Annotated in this window: 14 protein-coding genes, 1 tRNA gene and 1 pseudogene; 7 read left to right on the top strand and 9 right to left on the bottom strand. The window is 59.2% G+C overall.

Annotated elements, in window-relative coordinates:
• Positions 1 to 129 precede the first annotated feature (129 nt).
• Both QZ268_RS12655 and QZ268_RS12650 read left to right on the top strand, forming a co-directional pair.
• A complete protein-coding gene (locus QZ268_RS12655; protein WP_295453111.1) occupies positions 130 to 606 on the top strand; it encodes a hypothetical protein in 477 nt (158 codons plus the stop codon).
• Between the two features lie 327 nt (positions 607 to 933).
• Positions 934 to 2,322 carry an MATE family efflux transporter gene (locus QZ268_RS12650; protein ID WP_295453108.1) on the top strand — a complete coding sequence of 463 codons (1,389 nt, stop codon included), beginning with the start codon at positions 934 to 936 and terminating at the stop codon, positions 2,320 to 2,322.
• Between the two features lie 72 nt (positions 2,323 to 2,394).
• On the opposite strand, the gene QZ268_RS12645 is transcribed toward QZ268_RS12650, so the two are convergent.
• The 5 genes from QZ268_RS12645 to QZ268_RS12625 all read right to left on the bottom strand — a co-directional run bounded on the left by QZ268_RS12645 (position 2,395) and on the right by QZ268_RS12625 (position 6,942).
• Entirely contained in the window at positions 2,395 to 3,084 is a 690-nt protein-coding gene (locus QZ268_RS12645) for an ABC transporter ATP-binding protein (RefSeq protein WP_295453105.1), read from the bottom strand.
• Positions 3,081 to 3,845, bottom strand: coding sequence for an ABC transporter ATP-binding protein (locus QZ268_RS12640; RefSeq protein WP_295453103.1), 765 nt, complete (start codon positions 3,843 to 3,845; stop codon positions 3,081 to 3,083). The genes QZ268_RS12645 and QZ268_RS12640 overlap by 4 nt, the downstream gene beginning before the upstream one ends.
• Positions 3,838 to 4,821 carry a branched-chain amino acid ABC transporter permease gene (locus tag QZ268_RS12635; RefSeq protein WP_295453100.1) on the bottom strand — a complete coding sequence of 328 codons (984 nt, stop codon included), beginning with the start codon at positions 4,819 to 4,821 and terminating at the stop codon, positions 3,838 to 3,840. Before QZ268_RS12635 ends, QZ268_RS12640 begins: the two co-directional genes overlap by 8 nt.
• A gap of 1 nt (position 4,822) precedes the next feature.
• The gene (locus QZ268_RS12630) at positions 4,823 to 5,743 is read right to left on the bottom strand and encodes a branched-chain amino acid ABC transporter permease (RefSeq protein ID WP_295453097.1); all 921 of its coding nucleotides are present in this window, start codon (positions 5,741 to 5,743) and stop codon (positions 4,823 to 4,825) included.
• Positions 5,744 to 5,805: 62 nt separating this feature from the next.
• Complete coding sequence (locus QZ268_RS12625; RefSeq protein ID WP_295453093.1) at positions 5,806 to 6,942, bottom strand: ABC transporter substrate-binding protein; 1,137 nt, start codon at positions 6,940 to 6,942, stop codon at positions 5,806 to 5,808.
• 908 nt (positions 6,943 to 7,850) lie between these two features.
• On the opposite strand from QZ268_RS12625, the gene QZ268_RS12620 reads away from it, so the two are divergent.
• Entirely contained in the window at positions 7,851 to 8,540 is a 690-nt protein-coding gene (locus QZ268_RS12620) for an NnrU family protein (protein WP_295453091.1), read from the top strand.
• 39 nt (positions 8,541 to 8,579) lie between these two features.
• On the opposite strand, the gene QZ268_RS12615 is transcribed toward QZ268_RS12620, so the two are convergent.
• From QZ268_RS12615 to QZ268_RS12605, 3 genes are read right to left on the bottom strand one after another with little or no spacing between them, the layout of a single operon-like run.
• Positions 8,580 to 9,296, bottom strand: a complete 717-nt coding sequence (locus QZ268_RS12615; RefSeq protein ID WP_295453088.1) for a GntR family transcriptional regulator — start codon at positions 9,294 to 9,296, stop codon at positions 8,580 to 8,582.
• Positions 9,297 to 10,445, bottom strand: coding sequence for an acetylornithine deacetylase (gene argE, locus QZ268_RS12610; protein WP_295453113.1), 1,149 nt, complete (start codon positions 10,443 to 10,445; stop codon positions 9,297 to 9,299).
• Between the two features lie 11 nt (positions 10,446 to 10,456).
• Positions 10,457 to 11,641: a M24 family metallopeptidase gene (locus QZ268_RS12605; RefSeq protein ID WP_295453085.1), complete on the bottom strand. Its 1,185-nt coding sequence runs from the start codon at positions 11,639 to 11,641 to the stop codon at positions 10,457 to 10,459.
• 163 nt (positions 11,642 to 11,804) lie between these two features.
• Here QZ268_RS12605 and QZ268_RS12600 point away from each other — a divergent pair, with 163 nt between their 5' ends.
• Together QZ268_RS12600 and QZ268_RS12595 are read left to right on the top strand one after the other, a co-directional pair.
• Positions 11,805 to 13,181, top strand: a complete 1,377-nt coding sequence (locus tag QZ268_RS12600) for an aspartate aminotransferase family protein (protein ID WP_295453082.1) — start codon at positions 11,805 to 11,807, stop codon at positions 13,179 to 13,181.
• Between the two features lie 212 nt (positions 13,182 to 13,393).
• Positions 13,394 to 13,483 (top strand) — tRNA-Ser (locus QZ268_RS12595).
• Between the two features lie 15 nt (positions 13,484 to 13,498).
• Here QZ268_RS12595 and QZ268_RS12590 read toward each other — a convergent pair.
• Positions 13,499 to 14,041 (bottom strand): hypothetical protein, encoded by a 543-nt coding sequence (locus QZ268_RS12590; protein ID WP_295453079.1) that lies wholly within the window; start codon positions 14,039 to 14,041, stop codon positions 13,499 to 13,501.
• A 120-nt stretch (positions 14,042 to 14,161) separates the two neighbouring features.
• On the opposite strand from QZ268_RS12590, the pseudogene QZ268_RS12585 reads away from it, so the two are divergent.
• Both QZ268_RS12585 and QZ268_RS12580 read left to right on the top strand, forming a co-directional pair.
• A pseudogene (locus QZ268_RS12585) lies at positions 14,162 to 14,290 on the top strand (gfo/Idh/MocA family oxidoreductase); the annotation flags it as partial.
• A gap of 122 nt (positions 14,291 to 14,412) precedes the next feature.
• Entirely contained in the window at positions 14,413 to 14,769 is a 357-nt protein-coding gene (locus QZ268_RS12580) for a hypothetical protein (protein ID WP_295453116.1), read from the top strand.
• The last annotated feature ends 31 nt before the right edge of the window (positions 14,770 to 14,800 follow it).

The following is a 14,800-nucleotide window of genomic DNA, read 5'->3' as shown; positions in this document are numbered from 1 at the left end:
ATCGGCATTTTGGCTTCAAGCCACTTTGCAAGCTTGCGACGTTCGTCCAGCTTCAGGTGACAGTAGTGGGTTCCCATTCTTCATCCTCCGTGCAACTCTCTGTTTTAGTAAAGAATTTGCACTTCGTTTGTGAATCCACCGGGCGGAATTCCCCTGACCGATAGTCATAATTATGAAAAGGACAGCCGCGGCGCAGGCTATGGGCTGCAATTTGGCGAAATCGGAAAGAGCTGGGCAACCCTGTTTTTCTATGACCAGCGTCGCAGGAAAATCCGCAATGTTCATTTACTCAAAGAAGCCTCGCAAGCGGGAGCCGACGCTATGAAGCAGCGCCTTCTTTCCTTTACTGAGATGGGAGGTGGAACACATATTGCACAAAAGCAGCCGGTCAACATAAAGGAGACAGGAGACTTTCCCTCAGTGATTCAAGTCGAATATGAGATATTCTTTGAACCCCAAGGGGCGCCGGTGACAAATGACTTCCTAACCATGGGCGTGGTCAACAATTGCTATGTAAAGATGCGGTTCTCAAGCTACGGGAATCGCAAATCGAGCATCCGCAAATTCGACGCGATCAAACGGCAGATGCGGGAAGCCTTCGAGTAAGAGGTTTGGCCCCATGCCTGCGCGCCTACGCCCTGCCCGGTTGGGGTGGAGACCAAAGGCCGGGTCATAGCCCGCATGGCCCCGTGGTGACGTCAAACTGTCACAGGCAGATCACCGCGGCTCTGTTCGGCGTCGCCATAGCCCTGGGGCTTGACGCCAAAACAAATGCAGCCTACCCAAAGGGCAGGCTGTAGACGCCTGCCTCCCGCTGACGCTTTGTCTTGGTAAAGTTCTGCGACGTCCAATGACGATCTCTTTCCGCCAATCGCGCGGATGGCAACGCGGGTCCCATCTTCATCTAAGCGATTGACTTGAGAGATATGGGATATGACTGACACCCCCACCAATACCTTCACCAATGGCCCATTGGGGGCCATCTATGTTAAAACTGCGCTGCCGATCATTCTGGTGATGGGCATGAACGGCCTGCTGTCGGTGAGTGATGCGCTGTTTCTGGGCATCTATGTCGGACCGGATGCGCTGGCCGCCGTCACCTTGATGTTTCCGATCTATATGCTGATTGTGGCGCTTTCGACGCTGGTTTCAAACGGCATGTCCAGCCTGCTGGCGCGGGCCTTTGGGGCGCAAGACCTTCCCCGCGCACAGGGTATATTTGCAGGCGCCCATGGGTTGGCCCTTGGCCTGGGGCTGGGGCTAATTGCTCTGTTCTTCTTTCTCGGCCAGCCCATGGCGCTGCTGATTGCCGGGGGCTCAGAACACCTGGCCCAAATGGGGGTGATCTATCTGCAAATCACCGTGTTTTTCTCACCGCTTTTGTTTGTGCTCTCGGTCAATTCGGACGCCCTGCGCAACGAGGGGCGGGTTGGCTTTATGGCACTGATGAGCCTGCTGGTCTCAATCGCAAATATCGGCTTTAACTATGTGCTGATTGCCCTGCTGGATATGGGCGTGGCCGGGTCGGCCTATGGCACGGCAGCGGCGCAGGCGCTTGCCTTTGCCATTATCCTGTGTTTCCGCCTCATCGGCCCAACCGAGCTGCGCCCGGCGGTGCTGCTGCGCAGTTCCATGCTGCGCTATTGGTCCCGAATTCTGGCCCTGGGGGCGCCGCAAAGTCTCAACTTTCTGGGGCTCGCGCTGGGGTCTGCAGCGATAATCACCGCGCTGCAGTGGTTTGGCGGCGCCAACTATCCCGACACGGTATCGGCCTACGGCATCATTACCCGCGTCATCACCTTTGCGTTCCTGCCGCTGTTGGGCCTGTCCTTTGCGATGCAAACCATCACCGGCAACAACTACGGCGCAGAGCTGTGGCAGCGCTCCGATGCCAGCCTGCAGATCGCGCTGGTCGCCGCCTTTGTCTATTGCAGCCTGGTCCAGGTGATGGTGATGGCCCTCCCTGCCGAGATCGCCAGCGCCTTCGTCGAAGACCAGGCCGTCATCGCAGAGGTGACCCGCATCCTGCCGGTGATGACCTGTGTGTTCTTCCTGATGGGGCCCCTGATGATGCTGGCCAGCTATTTTCAGGCCATCGGCTCCGCCACCAAGGCTGCCATTCTGGGGCTCAGCAAGACCTATGCCTTTGCCATCCCACTGACGTTTCTGCTGCCGCTGCAGTTTGGTGAGATCGGCGTCTGGTATGCTGGTCCCATAGCCGAGGTAATGCTCGGCTGTCTCACCGCGCTGGTTCTGTGGAAACTGGCACAAGGTAGCCCGCTGCGATGGGGGCTGTTTCACCCCAAAAACAGCGCGCCCTAAGCCCAGCACTAAACAGAATAACGGCCGTGGGAGCCTATGCCCCACGGCCGTTGTGATTCGCCTGTGAAAGTTTCAGACGCCGAGAAAGCGATCCGTCAGCTCGGGCGTCAACTCGCCCATGCCACCGGACCAAGCTGTTTCGCCCTTATTCAGGATCACGGCCTTATCCGCGACCTGAGCCAGCTCCTTCAGGGTCTTGTCCACCACCAGGATCGACATCCCGGTTTGCGACTTCAACTGTGCAATCGCCGCCCAGATCTCTTGCCGCACCACCGGGGCCAGGCCCTCGGTGGCCTCATCCAGGATCAACAGGCGCGGGTTGGTCATCAGGGCGCGTCCGATGGCCAGCATCTGCTGCTCGCCTCCCGACAGCGAGGCGGCCTTTTGATCGCGCCGCTCTGCCAGACGGGGAAACAGACCTGCCACCCGGTCAAAATCCCAGTCCCCCGGACGCGCCGCAGCACTCAGGTTTTCCTCGACCGTCAGGGGCGCAAAGCAGCGACGGCCCTCGGGCACCAGGCCAACCCCCAGCCGGGCAATGCGATGGGATTTCATCTGACGCAGATCGGTCCCAGCAAACCGCAGCTCCCCGGATGAGGCCGCCAGCATGCCACAAATCACCTTGATCGTGGTGCTCTTGCCCATGCCATTGCGTCCCATCAGCGCCAAAACCTGGCCCTCATCAATCGACAAATCAACGCCAAACAAGGCCTGCGACGGACCATAAGAGGCCGTCAGCCCCTGAACTTGCAACAGGCTCATGTCAGTTCCTCCTCCCCCAGATAGGCGCGGCGCACCTCTGGGTTATTGCGGATCTCATCGGCGGTCCCGGTGGCGATCACGCTGCCATAGACCAGAACCGAGATCCGGTCAGCCAGGGCAAAAACCGCGTCCATGTCGTGCTCTACCAACAGGATCGGAGCCTCCTGGCGCAGGCTGTCCAGAAAGGTGGTGAGATCTTTTGACCCGCTGGCGCCAAGTCCTGCCATCGGTTCATCCATCAGGAACAAACGTGGTTTTAGAGTCAGGGCCACTGCCACCTCCAGCTGGCGACGCTGGCCATGGGATAGATCGGCAGTGCGCTGCTGCGCGGCCTGCGCCAACCCGACCCGCGACAGGGCCTCCTGCGCGGTGGCGAGCAAATCCGCGTCCCTCATCACATTGCGAAAAAGGCCCAGCCGACCACCGCGGGCGCGGCGCGCCCCAAGCGCGCCGAGAACCGCGTTTTGCAGCACCGAGAATTCCATCGCCAAGGACGAAATCTGAAAGGTCCGCCCCAAGCCCATCCGCGCCCGTGCCACAGTATCCAGCGCGGTGACATCCTGCCCCAGCACCTCAATGCGGCCGGTATCCGGTTGCAGCCCGCCCGAGATCTGTTTGATCAGGGTGGATTTTCCTGCCCCGTTGGGACCGATCAGCGCGTGGATTTCTCCCGGGCGCAGATCCAGTGAGACATCATTGCTGGCTTTCAGCGCGCCAAAGCTTTTGCACAGGTTGTGGACCTGCAGAACCAGATCAGTCATGCGCCACCTCCCGACCCAACAGGGCACCAATCAAACCACCGCGCGCAAACAGCACCAAGCCCAGCAGCAACAATCCGAGGAAAATCTGCCAGTATTCACTGATCCCCCCCAGAAGATGCTCCAACAGGATATAGACCGCCGCGCCCACAACGGGTCCGTAAAGCCGCCCCACCCCGCCAAGAATGACAAAGATCATGATTTCGCCGCTGGTGTGCCAGCTCAGCATCGTTGGGCTGACAAACCGATTGAGATCGGCAAACAGCGCCCCCGCAAGGCCGGTGATCGCGCCAGAGATCACAAAGGCCATGAGCCGCAGCTTGAACGGCGCCAAACCAACGGTCTGCACCCGGTCTTCTGATTGACGGGCGGCAGAAAGCGCCAGACCAAATGCGGATTGCGCCAGACGCGACGAGATCCAAAGCGTCAGACAAAGAAGCCCAAAGGTGACGGAAAAGAACTGGATCGGGACAAGTGTATTCAGCCCCGGCATTTCGTTGCGGACCCAGATAGACAGGCCATCCTCGCCGCCATACGCAGACCAGCTGATGGCAAAATAATACAGCATCTGACCAAAGGCCAAGGTAATCATGATGAAATAGACCCCCGAGGTGCGCAGGGACAGTGCGCCGATCACCAGCGCCGCAACGGCGCTGGCCAGCACCGCCACCAGCCAGATCAACGGCATCTGGTTGCTGCCCTCAAACACAAAGGGCCAGCTGAACAGCGGCTCGTAATTCTGTGCATGTGAGGCCAGAATACCCATGGCATAGCCGCCGATACCAAAAAACGCCGCATGGCCCAGGCTGACCAGGCCGCCCAGCCCCAGGGCGATGTTCAACCCGACGCCGGCCAGCGCCAGAATGGCGACTTTGGTTGCCAGGGTGATGACAAAGGGTTCATCCATTTGCCAGGCCATCAGCGGCACCGCCAGCAGGGCCAGCAAAATCACCGCATTAAATAGTCTCTCGCGCCCCATCTTATGCGCTCCCCCCAAATAGGCCGGATGGGCGCACCAAAAGCACAGCCGCCATCAGGATATAGATCAACATCGAAGCCAAGGAGGCCCCCAAGGATGCAGCGGCGGCTGGCTCCATCAACAGCGCAAACAGCCGTGGCAGGAACACGCCGCCCAGGGTATCTGTCAGCCCCACCAAAAGTGCACCAACCAGGGCGCCTTTGATCGAGCCGATACCGCCGATGACAATGACCACAAAGGCCAGGATCAGCACCGGCTCTCCCATGCCGACCTGGACCGACTGGATTGCACCAACCAACGCGCCCGCCAGACCAGCCAGGGCGGCGCCGAGCGCAAAAACCAGCGTGTAGAGTTTGGAGATATCAACGCCCAGGGCTGCGATCATCTCGCGATCCGCCTCGCCAGCGCGGATCTGCACGCCGATGCGCGTCCGCGCAATCAGCCAGAACAAGCCTGCTCCGACCACCAGACCGATGACGATAATCGCCAAACGGTAAAGCGGATACTGAATGCCTCCCGGCAGCGTCACCGGGCCGGACAGATAGCTCGGCACATCCAGAAACAGCGGGAAGGATCCAAACAGCCAGCGGGTGCCCTCGGAAAAGATCAGGATCAGCGCAAAGGTTGCCAGCACCTGATCCAGATGATCGCGATCATACAGACGGCGAATGACAGTGACCTCCACCAGCGCACCAGCGGCGGCGGCGGCGGCCAGACTGGCCATCAGCGCCAGCACAAAGGAGCCGGTCCAGCCCGCTACGGCAGCGGCAGCAAAGGCTCCCACCATATACAGCGCACCATGGGCGAGGTTGATCAACCCCATGACGCCAAAGACCAGGGTCAGACCAGCAGCCATCAGGAAGAGCATGACCCCGAACTGTAAACCGTTCAGGACCTGCTCAAGAATGAGAATAAGAGACATGAGGGGATTTCTTTCCTTGGGTTGGGGCCACGACAGCGCGCGGCCCCACCTTTCAAGGTCGTTTACATGTTGCACTCAGACGCATAGGCGTCCGCGTGATCAGACAGACCGGTGGCGATGATCTTGTTGGTGAAGACATCACCTTCCTGGATCACTTCACGCACGTAGATGTTTTGCACCGGGTGGTGGTTGTTGCCAAATTTGAAGTCACCACGCACCGAGTCAAACTCAGCCGCCTCCAGCGCCGCACGGAAGGCGTCCTGGTCTTTGACATCGGCCTTGTCCAGCGCGCTGAGGATCAGGTTGGCTGTGTCAAACCCCTGGCTGGCATAGAGTGATGGCAGACGGCCATATTTCGCCTGGAAGTCAGCAACAAAGGCTGCATTGGCCGCATTGTCGATGTCTTTGTTCCACTGCGATGTGTTCTTGATGCCCAGCGCGGCGGCGCCCACGGCCTGCAGGATACCCTGATCAAAGCTGAAGGCCGGGCCGACAACCGGCAGATCAACACCACTGTCGGCATATTGTTTGAGGAAGGAAATCCCCATGCCACCGGGCAGGAAGAAATAGACCGAGTCCGCACCAGAGGCCCGGATTTGTGCAATCTCAGCTGCATAATCCGTCTGGCCCAGTTTGGTGTAGATTTCACCGGCCAGCTCCCCGCCATACATGCGTTTGTAGCCGGTCAGCGCATCCTTGCCCGCCGGATAGTTCGGCGCCAGAACAAAGCTGTTTGTCAGGCCCGCATCATTGGCATAGGCACCCGCCGCTTCGTGCAGGTTGTCGTTCTGCCAGGCGACGTTGAAATAGTTCTTGTGGCAGCGTTTCCCCGCCAGCGCCGAAGGGCCGGCATTGGGAGAAAGGTAAAACACGTCCTGCGCGGTTGCCGCAGGCACCACCGCCATGGCCAGGTTCGACCAGATGATACCGGTCATGATATCAACCTTTTCGGACTGGATCATGCGATCGGCAATCTGCACGGCGCTTTCGGGTTTGCGCTGATCGTCCTCGATCACCACCTCAACATCGTCGCGCCCTGCGGCCTCGATGGCCAGCATAAAGCCATCGCGCACGTCAACGCCCAGCCCAGCGCCGCCGCCGGACAGGGTTGTGATCATGCCAATTTTGGTATCGGCCTGCGCCGAGAGCGCAAGGGTCGACACAGCCGTTGCCATCGCCAGTGATTTCAGAATTTTCATTAGTCACATTCTCCCATAGTACTTCAGTGTGCTTGCCCCGCGTTGGTCGCAGGTGCCATGACGTTACTATCCCCACATCAGGTGAGGGGCGCCAGTTATTCTTGCCCATCCCGGTGCCCCCAGCGCTGAAGACTGACGAAAACCGGGCAGCCCTATGACGATGTTGGGCAGGACCTGTCTAAAACTGTAAGCGGCAAGTGCTGATTGTTTCAAGGTTAAAATATTGAACCCTAAAGCACTGCCCGCAAAAGCGCCCCCTTTTGGAACGCCCGGTGTCCTTGCGACTACACCTTTACCGGGTCTGACCTAGGCAGCTTGGAACACGCCCATTTAATCACACAGCCAGCAAAACCTGTCGCCGTGATAATGGCAGGCCGCACAGAGCACCATGACTGCCAGGAGAGGGGCTCTCCCGCCGCTGTCCTGTGTTATTATTGTGTTCTGTTAAGGGATTGCAGCTGTTTGCATCGTTGTGTCTGGCCAGCGCTGCGCCTGGATTTTGTGCCGTAGCCAAGACAAATCCACCGTGACACCGGGGCACGTGAGCCTCCCCCAAAAGGGTCAGGGCCGCCAGGCTTCGCATACCCGCCAAGCGATCGGATGTCGCCCGCGATGCGCGCTACAGTCGCCAGTGCCAAGCGCACAAATTCTAAGCTCTCCCCCGCCCGGCGATCTGCGCAGGGGCCACCGGGCCCAAGGGGGCAGCTCTCATCACAGCGCAAACCCTGGTACCAACCACACCGATTCCCAGCAGGTGAAGGGTCAGAGCAGCCGTAGAATCAGCCGAAATGATTCACCGAATTAGGCGTTTTGGTGCCTGGGCGGGTGTTTTCTAAATCCCAACTATGATCTATCACCATCTAGCGGCACAGAATGCTGCCCCCGCACCTACAGGGAGTTTGACTAAAATGGCCGATTGGCTGAACTTTGCGCTTTCCCTCACTGCCTTTCTGAGCAGCCACATCATCCCGCGCATTGGTGGCCTGCGCGACCGATTGATCACCAAGCTAGGGCGATCGATCTATTTCTCGCTCTATGGCGCAGTGTCGCTGCTCTTGTTTGCCTGGGTGATCGTCGCCGTTGGCGAGGCTCCGCGGGTGGCGATTTGGCCACATTACCCCTGGATGCGTTGGATCCCCAATCTGGCAATGCCGCTGGTCTTTATGCTGATTTTTTGCGGCTTGGGACTGCGCAGCCCCAATACATTGGGCTCTAAACAGGGGGCGGAATTTGACGCCACAAATCCCGGAATTGCCGCTGTGAGCCGCCATCCGCTATTACTGGCTCTGTTGATCTGGGCCAGCGCGCATCTGGTGGTCAATGGCGAACTGGCCCATGTCATTCTGTTTGGCACATTTGCCAGCTTCCCGCTGGTGGCCATGTGGGGGTTTGACAGAAAATCGGCGCGCCTGATGGGTGCGCAGGTAGAGGCATTTTTTGCCCTGACCTCCTGGCTGTCACTCAGGCCATTGGTGCACCGCCACTGGTTGCGCCAAAACGCCAGTACTTTGGCGCCACGCTGCCTGCTGGGGCTGTTGTGCTGGGCCGCGCTGTTGCCGCTGCACGAAGCGGTGATTGGCGCCTGGCCGTTTCCCTAATGGGGAACCGACTGGCGAGACTGATCTTGCAAGGATACCTTAGCGGCTCTTGAGCTGAAGCCGTTTCAGGCTCATCGAGATATGCGCGCGCTGGAGATGCGCCACGGCTTCAACATCTCCGGCACGCAGGGCCAGCTGAATGGCCTCCAATTCGTGCTGAAAGATGCGGAACTCTTCTTCCAGATCCAAATGGGCCTCGCTGGCCGCCCGCAGCCATAGCCGCTTGGTCTGAAAATAGTACCGTTCAAGGGTCTGGCGCAGGGGTTGGTTGGCGGTCAGCTGCAGCAACACCTGAAACACATCTATGTCAAACTGGGTAAAGGCCCGGGCAGTTCCATTGGCGACGATATCCGCGCCGCGCTGCACCAGCTGATCAAACGCAGCGATAAAATCCGCATCCGGCAGAACCGGATCCAGCCGCGCGGTCAGGGCAATCAGCTCGACCCGCAGGCGATAGGCCTGTTCAAGCTCGGTCAGGTCCGCATCGGTAACAACGGTGCCAACCCCATGAACGGACTGTACCAACCCCTCGTCCTCAAGCCGGGCCAGCACCCGGCGGATCGGCGTGCGGCTGGTGCCAAATTCCTCTGCCAGGGACACCTCAGAGAGGCGCGTTCCCGGCAGGTAATCCAGCAGGCAAATCCGCTGACGGATCTCGTGATGCATCAAGGCATGACGATCCCGCACCGAAAGCCCCGCATCCTCCAAAGCCTCTTGGGGTGACAAAGCCCCTTGTGGTGACGGGGTATCGCTCACCTACAGATACTCCTTCAGTCGCTGCAAAACCGTCAGGCATTGGTCCAATTGATCCAGGGCCAGATACTCATCCGCCTTATGCGCCTGATTGATCGATCCCGGACCACAGACCACCACATCCATGCCGAGGGCCTGGAAAATACCCGCTTCGGTGCCAAAGGCAACCAGGTCAGCCCCATTGGCGCCTGTCAGCTCTGCCATAATGCGGCGGGCCTCGTTCTGCTCCATAGGGAGCAGCCCGGCGACCTCACCGATGGTTTCCAGGGTGATATCCGCGTCAGGATAGGTCCGGCGCATTTCCGGCAACAGTTCATTTTCGCACAGCTGGCGCAGGGCGGTTTTTACAAAATCCGCATCGCTGGCCGTCACCGGGCGCATTTCCCAATCCACCTGCGCCTTTGAGGCGATGACATTATGGGCGACGCCGCCCTGCAGCGCCCCCAAATTTACCGTGGTCCAGGGCGGATCAAACCGGCTCCCCGCCGGGGCCATGCCGCGCAGGCGCTGTTTCAGCTGCAACAGCTCCGCCACATAGCGCACCGCATATTCCACCGCATTGACGCCCAGATCGGGGGCCGAGCCATGGCCTTCGAGTCCGTGAAAATGGGTGCTGTATTCATAGCAGCCCTTGTGACCCTCGATCACCCGCATTTCTGTAGGCTCACCGATGATGGCCACACCCGGCGTCAGCCCGCGCGTTTGCAGATCTGCCGCCAGGTGCTGGGCGCCAAAGCAGCCGACCTCTTCGTCATAGGTAAAGGCAAAATGCAGCGGCCGCGCGCCAACCTGCGCTGCATAGGTCGGCGCCATGGCCAGCGTCGCCGCGATAAAGCCCTTCATATCGCAAGCCCCACGCCCATAAAGCCGCCCATCCCGCTCCGCCATCACAAAGGGGTCCGAGCTCCAGTCCTGATCCGTCACCGGCACCACATCACTATGCCCCGACAGCAAAATGCCACCGTCCACCTCTGGCCCCAAAGTGGCAAAAAGATTGGCCTTGGTCCCACAGGGGGAAGACGTCAGGTCAACCTTGGCGCCGCAGTCCTCCAGCAGCCCCGCCGCATAGGCAATCAGCGCCTGGTTGCTGTCGCTGGACAGGGTGGGAAAGGCGATCAGATCCCCCAGGATCTCGCAGGTGCGATCCCGCAACTCCACCGGCCTCACCCCTTGACGAAGAGCTTGCGCTCAACATCACACAGCGTCTCTGCCGCACCATCTTCGGTGATCAAAATGGTCTCTGTGGTCTCCAGCCCCCAGGTATCCATCCACAGGGCGGGCATAAAGTGAAAGACCATCCCCGGTTCCAGTACAGTCGTGTCCTCGCTGCGAATCGAAGCACTGCGTTCGCCCCAATCTGGTGGATAGCTGAGCCCGATAGGGTAGCCGCAGCGGCCATTTCGGTCGATGCCATGGCTTTTGAGTACATCAATAAAGGCATTGGCGATGTCACAGGTGCGATTGCCCGCCCGCGCCGCCTGCAACCCGGCCTCGATGCCCTCCAGCTGTGCCGCCTCGGCCCGCAGCACTTCTTCCGGTGGCGTGCCCAGATAGACAGTCCGGCACAGCGGCGCATGATAGCGGCGGTAGCACCCGGAAAGCTCAAAGAAGGTGGCCTCCCCCTCGCGCATCGGCACCCCATTCCAGGTGAGATGCGCCGCTGTTGCGTCCAGACCCGAAGGGGTCAGCGGTACAATGGCCGGGTAGTCGCCCCAAAGGTCATCCACCCCGGTGATCCCGGCATGATAGATATCCGCCACCAGATCGTTTTTGCGCAGGCCCGGTTCAGCCCGCTCAATCGCGACCTGCATGACCTTTTCGGTGATCCGGGCGGCATTGCGCACAAAGGCAATCTCATCCCCGGATTTCACCAGCCGCTGCCAATTGACCAGGGCAGTAGCATCCAACATCTGCGCTTGCGGCAGCTCGGCCACCAGCACAGCATGGGCCTTGGCGGAGTAGTAATAATTCTCCATCTCGACACCAATGCGCGCCCCCTCAAAACCAAGAGCGCGAATACGGTCAGCCAAATCCTGCATCGGATGGCGCTCGGTCGATTGCACATAGTGGTCGGCGTAGCCGTGGATATGCTCGGCGGACATCCAGCAGGTGCGCCCTGCCCCGATGCTGTCCATATGCCGCCCCCACCAGACCGGCTCCCCTTCCAGCCCCAAGAGCACCCCCTGATGCACATAAAATGACCAACCATCGTAGCCGGTCAGCCAGGCCTGATTTGACGGATCAGTCACAAACAGCAGCTCGATCCCTGCCTGGTGCATGGCCGCACGGGTCTTGGCGATACGGCGGTCGTATTCAGCGCGGCTGAACGGGGCATTTCCTGGAGCCAATACGGTATCCTTTCTGAGGTATAAGAAGTTGTGATGTGTACAACAGCAAAAACATCATGGAGTTTCTCCCGGATTACTGCCAAGTTTCACCATAAAGGCAAGTGATTCATTTGCCGTTGTACACAAATGCGTAAATTCTACGCGACAGCTACGGGAAAAAATAATGCTGAAGAACGATCAACTAGACAGCTGGGACCGCGATAACTTCTTTCACCCCTCCACCCATCTGGCTCAGCATGCCCGTGGTGAAAGCCCCTCGCGCGTGATCAAAACCGCCAGCGGTGTCCACATCGAAGACCGCGACGGCAACAAGCTGCTGGATGCCTTTGCCGGGCTTTACTGTGTCAATGTCGGCTATGGCCGTCCGGAAATTGCCGAAGCCATTGCCGCCCAGGCCAAGGAGCTGGCCTATTACCACTCCTATGTGGGTCATGGCACCGAGGCCTCCATCACCCTGTCCAAGATGATCCTGGACCGGGCACCGGCCAATATGTCCAAGGTCTATTTTGGCCTCGGCGGCTCGGACGCCAATGAAACCAACGTCAAACTGATCTGGTACTACAACAACATTTTGGGCCGTCCCGAAAAGAAAAAGATCATCTCGCGCTGGCGCGGCTATCACGGCTCCGGGCTGGTTACCGGCTCGCTCACCGGGCTTGAGCTGTTCCACAAGAAGTTCGACCTGCCGCTGGCCCAGGTGCTGCACACCGAAGCGCCCTATTACTTCCGCCGCGAAGATCAGAACCAAAGCGAAGAACAATTCGTGGCCCATTGCGTCGCTGAACTGGAAGCCATGATCGAGCGCGAGGGCGCTGACACCATCGCCGCCTTTATTGGCGAGCCAGTGCTGGGCACCGGTGGCATTGTTCCGCCCCCTGCAGGCTATTGGTCCGCAATTCAGGCAGTTCTGAAAAAGCACGACATCCTGCTGGTTGCCGATGAGGTTGTGACAGGATTTGGCCGTCTGGGCACCATGTTTGGCTCTGACCACTATGGGCTGGAGGCCGACATCATCACCATCGCCAAGGGCCTGACCTCAGCCTATGCGCCTCTGTCCGGCTCCATCGTCTCTGACAAGGTCTGGAAAGTGCTGGAGCAAGGCACCGATGAAAATGGCCCCATCGGCCATGGCTGGACCTATTCCGCCCACCCCATCGGCGCGGCAGCCGGGGTTGCCAACCTCAAGCTGATTGATGAGCTGAACCTGATCGAAAATGCCGGCTCAACCGGTGCCTATCTGCAGCAAAGCATGCGCGACGCCCTGGGCGATCACCCCCATGTTGGCGATATCCGTGGCGAAGGCATGCTCTGCGCGGTGGAATTTGTACAGGATCGCAACAGCCGCACCTTCTTTGATGCCGCTGACAAGATCGGCCCGCAGATCTCTGCGACTTTGCTGGCGCAGGACAGCGTCATCGCCCGTGCCATGCCACAGGGCGACATCCTGGGCTTCGCCCCTCCCTTCTGCCTCAGCCGCAGCGAGGCCGATACCGTGGTCGCCGCAACCAAACGCGCCGTAGAGGCCGTCTTGCCCAGCTAAGACCAACAGGCCCGAGCCAAAGCTCGATCCTGAAAACCGCTGCAGCCTAACGAAAAACACGACGGCCCGCATAGCTGCGGGCCGTCACCATAGCACCGTCATCAGCTCCACAGCCGGCGCCGCATTACCCAACCAAAGATCTGACAAAAAAATTCTTCAGCCTTCCTTTTTGGGCCTTGTCACCCCCGATCCCCAGACATATACGGGTCAGCGGAGACGTGGCCGAGTGGTCGAAGGCGCTCCCCTGCTAAGGGAGTAGGCCCGGAAGGGTCTCGAGGGTTCGAATCCCTTCGTCTCCGCCACCGCGCCTCATTAATTCATTGATTTTTCTGGTAATTCTTTGAATTATCCAAAATCGTTCCCACAGCTGTTCCCACATTGCGCATTCGCTCAGATTGCACCGTTTCAGTCTTCATCTGACTTTTGCCAGTTATCAGCTTACGTTGATCATCGCGGCTGATTTGGCCGTAGCTGCGCAACGTGGCCAAAACATCGGTGTGTCCAAGGTTCTGAGATACTGCGACCAGTTCAGCCACAGACTTCGCGTTTTGGGCTGCATTGCGCGCCAGCATGTGACGAAAGGCGTGCGGGCCGTAGTTAGGCACGCCCGCCGCTTCAAAAGAGGTGCGGACAATCTTGCGCACTGGTTCGGTACTTTTCCAGTGGCCGCGCGTAAAGCCGCTTGCCTCAAATCCTGCATTTGACTTGGCAGCGATTGCGGTTGCTGGAAACAGCGGGTCATCTGGGCCGTAGAGCGCCACTTCGTCACAATGGGTCATCCAGTCCGCAAGCGCGGTTTCCGCGTCGTCAAATCCTTTGGCAAAGAAGGTGTCGATGACCTTGCCGAGCTTAGTCGCCACTTCGCGCGGTTTTTGGGTGACGGACTGCTCCTGTAAATCAACGTGCTTGTCGGATCATGTGACCGCGACATCGACAAAGCGAAAGTCACCGGCCTGGCGGCCTATAGCAATCTGTCCAAAATGCTGGCAGATCAAACACCGGACCTGTTGGATATCATCCTCCCCTCCGTGGCTCATGCCGCAACGATCCGCACCGCACTGGCGGCAGGGATCAAGTGGATCATCTGCCAGAAACCGTTTTGCGTTAATCTCGCTATAGGCCAAGCCATTACCGCAGAGGCAGACGCGGCGGGGGCCACCATCATCGTACACGAAAATTTCCGCTTTCAACCATGGTATCGCTCGATCAAGGCGGCGATGGACCAAGCAAGGTGCGCCAAGTCACGTTCCGCCTGCGCCCCGGCGACGGCCAAGGCGCGGAGGCCCACCTGGACCGCCAGCCCTATTTTCAGAACATGCCCCGCTTTTTGGTGCACGAAACGGCTGTGCACTGGGTCGATACGTTCCGTTATCTTCTGGGTAATCCGCTGTCTGTCTACGCCGACCTGCGCCGCGAGAACCCTGTTATCGCGGGCGAAGACGCGGGCTACGTTCTGTTTGACCATCGCGACGGTGTACGCGCGGTTGTGTCTCGAATCTGGTGGAAATTCTCTGGCGGCGTTCTCCGAGCATGTGGATTTGGGCCTGATCAGGCCGCGAGGTCAAGTCTGATCGGGGCGATGGGCTGAGCCAAGGTTTCCCAGCCATCGACCTTTCGCA

It is taken from the genome of uncultured Pseudophaeobacter sp., assembly GCA_905479575.1.
In the GTDB taxonomy this organism is placed as follows: domain Bacteria; phylum Pseudomonadota; class Alphaproteobacteria; order Rhodobacterales; family Rhodobacteraceae; genus Pseudophaeobacter.
The sequence above is the reverse complement of the archived record's forward strand: the minus strand, read 5'-3'. Positions and strand labels throughout refer to the sequence as shown.

Bases quoted from the DNA above. Each gene is read 5' to 3' on its own strand.
- QZ268_RS12620 (WP_295453091.1), top strand. From the start codon at position 7,851: ATGGCCGATTGGCTGAACTTTGCGCTTTCCCTCACTGCCTTTCTGAGC.
- QZ268_RS12625 (WP_295453093.1), bottom strand. From the start codon at position 6,942: ATGAAAATTCTGAAATCACTGGCGATGGCAACGGCTGTGTCGACCCTT.
- QZ268_RS12650 (WP_295453108.1), top strand. From the start codon at position 934: ATGACTGACACCCCCACCAATACCTTCACCAATGGCCCATTGGGGGCC.
- QZ268_RS12630 (WP_295453097.1), bottom strand. From the start codon at position 5,743: ATGTCTCTTATTCTCATTCTTGAGCAGGTCCTGAACGGTTTACAGTTC.
- QZ268_RS12640 (WP_295453103.1), bottom strand. From the start codon at position 3,845: ATGACTGATCTGGTTCTGCAGGTCCACAACCTGTGCAAAAGCTTTGGC.
- QZ268_RS12645 (WP_295453105.1), bottom strand. From the start codon at position 3,084: ATGAGCCTGTTGCAAGTTCAGGGGCTGACGGCCTCTTATGGTCCGTCG.
- QZ268_RS12600 (WP_295453082.1), top strand. From the start codon at position 11,805: ATGCTGAAGAACGATCAACTAGACAGCTGGGACCGCGATAACTTCTTT.
- QZ268_RS12635 (WP_295453100.1), bottom strand. From the start codon at position 4,821: ATGGGGCGCGAGAGACTATTTAATGCGGTGATTTTGCTGGCCCTGCTG.